7 protein-coding genes and 1 pseudogene are annotated in these 7,564 nt (G+C 63.6%); all 8 read left to right on the top strand.

Annotated features, from left to right (window positions below; all coding sequences use genetic code 11):
• On the top strand, positions 1-243 hold a 243-nt coding region (locus JCM9942_RS19625), incomplete at its 5' end, for a hypothetical protein (protein ID WP_218185470.1).
• The gene (locus tag JCM9942_RS08115; protein ID WP_054658948.1) at positions 171-518 is read left to right on the top strand and encodes a hypothetical protein; all 348 of its coding nucleotides are present in this window, start codon (positions 171-173) and stop codon (positions 516-518) included. The genes JCM9942_RS19625 and JCM9942_RS08115, both read left to right, overlap by 73 nt.
• 286 nt (positions 519-804) lie before the next feature.
• Positions 805-1,935: an acyltransferase family protein gene (locus JCM9942_RS08110; RefSeq protein WP_157722830.1), complete on the top strand. Its 1,131-nt coding sequence runs from the start codon at positions 805-807 to the stop codon at positions 1,933-1,935.
• A gap of 92 nt (positions 1,936-2,027) precedes the next feature.
• A pseudogene (locus JCM9942_RS08105) lies at positions 2,028-3,204 on the top strand (cystathionine gamma-synthase).
• Between the two features lie 35 nt (positions 3,205-3,239).
• A complete protein-coding gene (locus JCM9942_RS08100; protein WP_241772709.1) occupies positions 3,240-4,046 on the top strand; it encodes an ABC transporter permease in 807 nt (268 codons plus the stop codon).
• Entirely contained in the window at positions 4,036-5,430 is a 1,395-nt protein-coding gene (locus tag JCM9942_RS08095) for an ABC transporter ATP-binding protein (RefSeq protein WP_054658946.1), read from the top strand. Before JCM9942_RS08100 ends, JCM9942_RS08095 begins: the two co-directional genes overlap by 11 nt.
• Entirely contained in the window at positions 5,427-7,280 is a 1,854-nt protein-coding gene (locus tag JCM9942_RS08090; protein ID WP_054658945.1) for a sulfotransferase family protein, read from the top strand. Before JCM9942_RS08095 ends, JCM9942_RS08090 begins: the two co-directional genes overlap by 4 nt.
• Positions 7,281-7,366: 86 nt before the next feature.
• Positions 7,367-7,564: hypothetical protein (locus JCM9942_RS08085; protein WP_157722829.1), on the top strand; the 198-nt coding region annotated here is incomplete at its 3' end.

Below are 7,564 nucleotides of genomic sequence, written 5' to 3'. Positions count from 1 at the left end.
TTACCCAAGGACGTTCAGGCTGGTATCGCCTCTGGCTTCGTCGAGTACACCAAGACCTCGGCTACGGCCGCCATTCCGGAAGCTGAGTTCAAGGCTTCGGTGAAGGCCGTCAGCGCAGCTCCGACGACCTACCGCGTCACCGACATTGCCGCCAAGCTGTCGGCTCGTTCGTGCGTAACGGCACCGTGCTGCAGGCTCCGCTGGCCCAGATCCCGTCTGGCTGGATCAGCCGTCTGGTGCTGACCAACACCAGTGGCCTGGCTCGTCCGTACTCGATCACCCTGATGAACGTGGAAAACGAGACCGCCGTCACCCCGGGTACCCTGACCGGCACCATCCCGGCTAACGGCACCAAGGTCATCGACGACCTGAAGACTGTGTTCACGGGCAACAACCGCGCCACCATCGTGGTGAACGTGGCTGGTCCGGACAAGTCCATCCAGGGCCTGTACCAGATCGTCAACCCGACCTCGGGTTCGATCAGCAACCACGCCCTGATCCGTCCGGGCACCAACTGATCGTTCTGATCGGTAGTTGCTTGTAGTCTTGGAAAGACCCGCTCCGGCGGGTCTTTCTTTTTGTGGAACCCCATGCTTTGGTGTCGAGCACGGCATTGCCGCGCTGGGATGTGCCCGGCATGGTTCGCCGCTTCCAGGCGCTGGATATTGTGCGGTGCGATGCTGTTCGCCGGGCGTTGCCCGGCGCTATGGCGGATGATCCACCGGATTGGTGCGGTGGTGGGCGTGTGTTGCGATTGGCCGGGCCTTGCCCGGCGCTACAGGGTGGATGGATATGGCAGAAATGATGCGCAGGCTGTTTCTGGCGCCAGCCTCGGCCGGTGCGGGGCACGTACTGGCACTGGACGGGCTGCGGGGGCTGGCGGTGCTGATCGTCATCGGCTCGCACCTGTCCAATGCCGGCTGGCTGCCGTGGCCCAACCTGTCGGGCATCGGCAAGAGCGGGGTGTACCTGTTCTTCGTGCTCAGCGCCTATCTGCTGGCGTCGGCCATGTTCGGCCAACCGCTGGCAAAGCTGGCCCATCTGCCGTACTGGCTCAACTATGCGCTGCGCCGGGTGCTGCGGATCTGGCCGCTGTATCTGGTGATCCTGCTGGTGAGCTGGTGGCTCACCCGGGCGGGTGTTCCCATCTGGCATTACCAGATCGACACCGTTGCACTCAAAAATCACCTCGCCTTGCGGGAAGGGCAGAGCGTGCTGTGGTCGATCCCGGTGGAGTTCACCTTCTACCTGTGGCTGCCGTTCATCGTGGTGGCGATGCAGCTGTCGCGCAAAGCCCCCGGCGGGCGCTGGCTGGGATTGATGCTGTTGGCGCTGCTGGTGCTGTTGGCACGCCGGTACTGGCCGGCGGCAGAGGCGGTCACCAATAGCGTCGGGCTGGGCCAGTATCTGGTGGTGTTCCTGTGTGGGGTGGGGGCGGCCTGGCTGCACCGCTGGTGGCCAGGGCTGGCCACGGCCGGGCGCGCCTGGCGGATACTGGGCTGGTTGCTGTTGGCGCTGTTTGTACTGGTCACCCCGTCGATCTGGGCGTTGTTGAGCGGGAGCGAATTCCAGCCCGGGCTCGGCCACCGCTGGTTCACAGGATTCGGCCTGGGCTGGGCCCTGCTGGTGCTGGCGCTGTTGTGGGGGGGCGGCATGCTGACGCGGTTCTTTGCCTCTGCGCCGATGCGGCTGGTGGGGGTGATCAGCTTCAGTGCTTACCTGTGGCATATGCCCGTGCTGCAGGCCGCCGATACGCTGGGGATGCGTGAATGGGGCGCAGGCGGGCTGTGCCTGCTGCTGCTTGCCATGCTGCTCACGGCGATGGCTTCCTTTCTGCTTTTTGAGCGCCCCTGGCGGGATGTCCGCTATCGCAAGGGCCAGTCGCGTCGCCTCCCGGAAGCTTGCGCCCCTGCCGATAGACAGGGCGAGCCTTGAGAAAACGGTCGGGCCGCCACAAAAGTGGCCGGCCCAAGAGGGATGCTCAGCTATCGGCCAGAGCGGCTCGGGTATCATTGCCGGTTTCGTAAATGAACGGAGCAGCTCCCATGGCGTACCGTCTTGCAACGCTGGCCATCCACGGCGGCCAGTCTCCGGACCCGAGTACCGGTGCGGTGATGCCGCCGATCTACGCGACCAGCACCTACGCCCAGTCCAGCCCGGGCGAGCATCAGGGATTCGAGTACTCGCGCACCCACAACCCGACCCGCTTCGCCTACGAACGCTGCGTCGCCTCGCTTGAGGGCGGCTCCCGTGCTTCGCCTTCGCCTCGGGCATGGCCGCCAGCTCCACCGTGATCGAGCTGCTGGATGCCGGCAGCCATGTGGTGGCGATGGATGATATCTACGGCGGCAGCTTCCGCCTGTTCGAGCGCGTGCGCCGCCGCACTGCCGGGCTGGACTTCAGCTTTGTCGACCTGACTGATCTGGCCGCATTCGAAGCGGCGATCACGCCGAAAACGAAGATGGTGTGGATCGAGACCCCGACCAATCCGATGCTGAAGATCGTGGACATCGCCGCGGTTGCAGACATCGCCAGGCGCCATGGCTGATCGTGGTGGTGGACAACACCTTCGCCTCGCCGATGCTGCAGCGTCCGCTGGCGCTGGGCGCGGACCTGGTGCTGCACTCGGCCACCAAGTACCTCAATGGCCACTCGGACATGGTCGGCGGCATTGTCTTGGTTGGCGATAACGCCGAGCTGGCCGAGCAGATGGCATTCCTGCAGAACTCCATCGGGGGCGTGCAGGGCCCGTTCGACAGCTTCCTGGCCCTGCGCGGCCTGAAGACCCTGCCGCTGCGGATGAAGGCGCATTGCGCCAATGCACTGGCGCTGGCGCAGTGGCTGGAAACCCATCCGGCCATCGAGAAGGTGATCTACCCGGGCCTGGCCTCGCATCCGCAGCACGAACTGGCCGGCAGGCAGATGGGCGGTTATGGCGGCATCGTCTCGATCGTGCTCAAGGGTGGTTTCGAAGCGGCCAAGCGCTTCTGCGAGCGCACCGAGCTGTTCACCCTGGCCGAATCGCTGGGCGGCGTGGAAAGCCTGGTCAACCATCCGGCAGTGATGACCCATGCCTCGATCCCGGTCGAGCGCCGCGAACAGCTGGGCATCAGCGATGCACTGGTGCGGTTGAGCGTGGGTGTAGAGGACGTGGGGGATTTGCAATACGACCTGGCGCGTGCGTTGGGCGTTACAGCGGTTTAATGATGGCTCGAGTATCGGGCTTCTGGAGTAGTAGCGTGTCGATCATTACCGGGCCATTCCGTGTGGCCCTTGAACATGGCTCCCTTGTCCGGGAACTGACCAAGCGCGAGATACTGGGGCGCTATCGGGGGGCAAATTTCGGTTTGTTATGGGCGCTTATCGCCCCCTTTCTGATGTTGGCCGTCTATTCGCTGGCCTTTGGTGGAGTCCTTGGCAGCCGCTGGCCGACTGTCGATGGCAAACAGGGGAATTTCACCCTGATTCTCTTCATCGGCCTGATTCTTCATGCGTTCCTGGCCGAGTGTCTGACACAGGCGCCGCGCCTGGTTTCGGGTAACACCAGTTACGTCAAAAAAGTTGTTTTCCCGTTGGAGGTGCTGCCCTGGCCGATGGTTTTGTCGGCATTGTTCCATCTGTTCATGAACCTGGTCGCCTATCTGGTGCTGGCGGTGTTTATTGGGCAGAGCGTTGGTTGGACGCTTGTGTTGTTTCCTCTGGTAGTGCTGCCGCTGGTCTGGCTGGCATTGGGTCTGGGCTGGGGACTTGCCGCACTCGGCGTCTATTTCAGGGATATCAACCAGATCATCGGTGTCCTCTCCACGGCATTGCTGTTCACGTCCACCGCTATCGTTCCTATCTCGGTGATTCCGGAAGGAATGCGGTGGATATATCGGATGAATCCGCTGAGTTTCATCATTGATCAGGCGCGAGATGTGGTCATCTGGGGGCGAACCCCGGATTGGCAGGGTCTGGCTGTGTATTCGATCCTGGCGTTGTTGGTTTTCTATATGGGATACAGCTTGTTTCGTGCCACGCGTCGGGGGTTTGCCGATGTCTTGTGAGGTCTCCATCGACGTGGCGGGTGTGGGCAAGGTATTTCCCATCTATGAAAAACCACATCACCGTCTGTTGCAGATGCTGTCGCCGCGGTCGCACAGGCGGCGCTGGTTCCGCGAGTTCCGTGCGCTGGACGATATTTCGTTCCAAGTGCGCCGCGGTGAGACCGTAGGCATCATCGGCCGCAACGGGTCGGGCAAGTCGACGCTGCTGCAGATCATCTGCGGCACGCTGACGGCGACCACCGGCACGGTCACCACCCGGGGCCGCATTGCCGCCCTGCTTGAGCTGGGTGCAGGCTTCAACCTGGAATTCACCGGTCGCGAGAACGTATACCTGAACGGTACGTTGTTGGGGCTCACGCGTGAGGAGGTGCATGCCCGCTTCGATGATATCGCTGCGTTCGCGGACATCGGCGATTTCATCGACCAGCCGGTCAAGAGTTACTCCAGCGGCATGTTCATCCGCCTGGCCTTCGCCGTCGCGATCCATGTCGAGCCGGATATCCTGATCGTCGACGAGGCCCTGTCTGTGGGCGACGAGGCTTTCCAGCGCAAATGTTTCGCACGCATTGAGCGCCTGCGCGACGCCGGCGCAACCATCGTGTTCGTATCGCACTCGGCCAGCACCGTGCTGGAATTGTGCAATCACGCAATCCTGCTGGATCGCGGTGATCTGTTGGCGACGGGCAAGCCCAAGGACGTTGTCGCGCTCTACCAAAAAATGTTGTACGCCCCGGCCGACAAAGTGGCTGCCTTGCGCGCCGCCTGTCTTGCGGGTACCGCAGGCAGCCTTCCGTCTGCCGCGGATGAACCAGGGAATCTGCTGTCGTCCGCCAATGTCGGCCATGCAGTGATGGCAACCGCGGAAACCGAGGACAGCGCGCACTTCGACCCTGGGCTGGTATCGCAAAGTCTCCTTCGCTACGAATCCTGCGGAGCACACATCGAGGATCCGCATATCCAGACTCTTGCCGGGCGCAGAGTGAACGTACTCCGGCCTGGCGAGGAATACGTGTACGCGTATTCGGTCGTGTTCGACCGGACCGTAGCAGGGGTCCGTTTTGGCATGCTCATCAAGACCGTGTCTGGTGTGGAACTGGGCGGAGCAACCTCTTCCAGCGTGCAGGAGCCGATTGCGCTGGTGGAGACTGCCGAACGTATGGAGGTACGTTTCCGGTTTCGCGCCATGCTGGCCCCAGGCGTGTATTTCATGAATGCCGGAGTGACCGGCCGTGTGGGAGAGGAAGAGTCGTTTCTTGATCGACTCGTAGACGTTTTCGTCTTCCGTATCCCGCCAGCTGCGGGCCGCATCACCACCGGTTTTGTCGACTTTCACGTGGTGCCGGAGATTCAGGCATCACCGCAATCCATCAGGGCTCCACGATGACAATCAGCGAAACAACCGCAGCGTCCGTGATCGTGGTGCTCGGCATGCACCGCAGCGGCACCTCGGCGCTGGCCGGAACCTTTAGCCAGTTGGGCCTCCGTCTTGGTGACGAGTTGATGCCCGCGACTGCCGACGCCAACCCCAAGGGTTATTTCGAGCATGTCCGGGTGGTACAGGCCCACGACCGCCTGCTAGCCGCGTTCGGGATGGACTGGGCCGATCCACGACCATTGCCGGAAAGCTGGCTGCGTCATCCGGCCGCGTTGCGGGCCCGGGCAGAACTGGAGCCGTTGCTTGCGCAACTGCTGGCCGAAGGCGGCACCGTAGTGGTCAAGGACCCGCGCGCGTGTCGGTTCGTGCCGCTGTGGCGGGAGCTGCTTGAAAGCCTCGGTGTGCAGGCACACTTCGCCTTCATCGCCCGTCATCCAGTTGAAGTGGCCGCGTCGTTGCGTCGTCGCGATGACATGTCCGAGTACCGGGCCGGATTGTTGTCTCTCGCCTACCAATTGGAGGCCGAACAGGCCACGCGCGGTGCCAGTCGCGTGTTCCTGACCTATGAGGCCTTGATCGCAGACTGGCGTGGCCAGGTTGCGCGTTGCCGCCATGCATTCGGCGCGGGCGTGCTGCCGGAGGAAGACATGGCCGCAGCCGCTGAAGTAGACGGTTTTCTCGACGCGCAACTACGCAATCACCACGCCGTCGATGCGTTCGCGCTCGATCCGGATGTGCTGGCGGCTTATGGCTGCGTTGTTACCGCCGCTGGCGGCGGCGCGCTTGATCTGACTGCCATGGATGCGCTGCGGCAACGCTTCGAGGCTGGGCGCAGGGGCTATGCGGCGGCGATGGAGGCGGCGCTTTCCGCGCTGGGCCATGACCATGCCCGCCATGTGCCTGCATGGAGCCGGGGGCTGGAGCTGGCCAGTGCCTGGAATGGTCCCGTGCCGGATGCCGCGCCTTCTATTGCTCCGCGGATGTATGCCCGCAGTGCCGCCGGTGGGTATTGCGAGGAGTTGGCCGTCGATGGCGTGGTGCAGATGGCAGCCGGCGGAATCTGCAACACCACCATGGATACCGTGCCCGGCATGCCGCTGGAACGCGTGCGTTTCGATCCGGATGGCCGGCCAGGCGTCTACGAACTGCTGTCGGTACGCCTGGATGGCCGCCCGGTTCCCGATCTGGCGGGGCGGGTGACGATACTGCACGAACAGCGCATGGCTGCGGCTGCGGCAGATGCCATCGTCTGGGCAGCGCAGGGCGACGACCCGTGGTTGGAGCTGGACCTGTCCAACCTGGCGGAGGCGGTGAGCGGCGCGAGGCGCGTGGAGTTCAGCTTCCGGCGCGCGACCGCGTATGCGTTGGCTGAGGAGGGTAACAAGCGCAGGCATGCGCAACAGATCGAACGCCTGGAGGCGTTGCAAGTCCAGCAGGCGCATCTGCACGAAGCATTGGAGATCCAGCAGCGTACGCTGGCCTCTCAGGACGAGCTCCTGTGTCGCATGCAGGCCCAACAGCAGCATGCCGGCAACGAGCTGTCCGCGCTTTCCCGTCGCCTCGCCGCTGCCCAGGAGCAGCGGCTGGACGCCGTCGCGGCGCAATTGGGTGTCTTGTCCGCGACGGTCATGGAGCTGAAGCAGCGTTCGGACCGGCCGCTCCTGTACCGTGTGGGCCGGAAGTTGCGCGTGTCCCGCGGTAGCCGGCGGGTGATGGCCGGCCTGGCGGTGCTGGAGCCGCTGCGTAACGTGGCGATGGACCCCGATGGATACTGGTGCGGATGCCAGCGCGACCCGCAGTTTTCGGTGCGTATGGGCGCCGGGCCGGGGCCGGGCATCGAAGAGGCTGGTATGTGCTGAGTATCGCTTCGCGCATGCACGGCGGGAAGCTGCAAAATCCCTGTCTGTATCCTGATTACGGCTGTGGTGTTCACGAAGCCGGCCGTATGGGGCTGCTGGCTTACGATGCGCAGGGGCACAGTGAGACTGTGGTGTACCTCGGCGCAGGACTGCGCAGCCTGCGCCTGGATCCCAGCGACGAGGACGCCCGCTTCCAGATCGAGGTGCGACTGCGTCCGGTGACGCGTCCTGGCGCCTGGCTGCACATGTTGCGCCAAGTCTGCCAGGTGCGTGGCGGCGGCCTG

This window comes from Stenotrophomonas pictorum JCM 9942, assembly GCF_001310775.1.
GTDB lineage: Bacteria > Pseudomonadota > Gammaproteobacteria > Xanthomonadales > Xanthomonadaceae > Stenotrophomonas > Stenotrophomonas pictorum.
Note: the sequence above shows the minus strand (reverse complement) of the source record. Positions and strands in the feature narration are given on the sequence as shown.

Excerpts from the sequence above, each read along its gene's own strand:
- JCM9942_RS08095 (WP_054658946.1), top strand. The coding sequence starts at position 4,036 with ATGTCTTGTGAGGTCTCCATCGACGTGGCGGGTGTGGGCAAGGTATTT.
- JCM9942_RS08110 (WP_157722830.1), top strand. The coding sequence starts at position 805 with ATGCGCAGGCTGTTTCTGGCGCCAGCCTCGGCCGGTGCGGGGCACGTA.
- JCM9942_RS08090 (WP_054658945.1), top strand. The coding sequence starts at position 5,427 with ATGACAATCAGCGAAACAACCGCAGCGTCCGTGATCGTGGTGCTCGGC.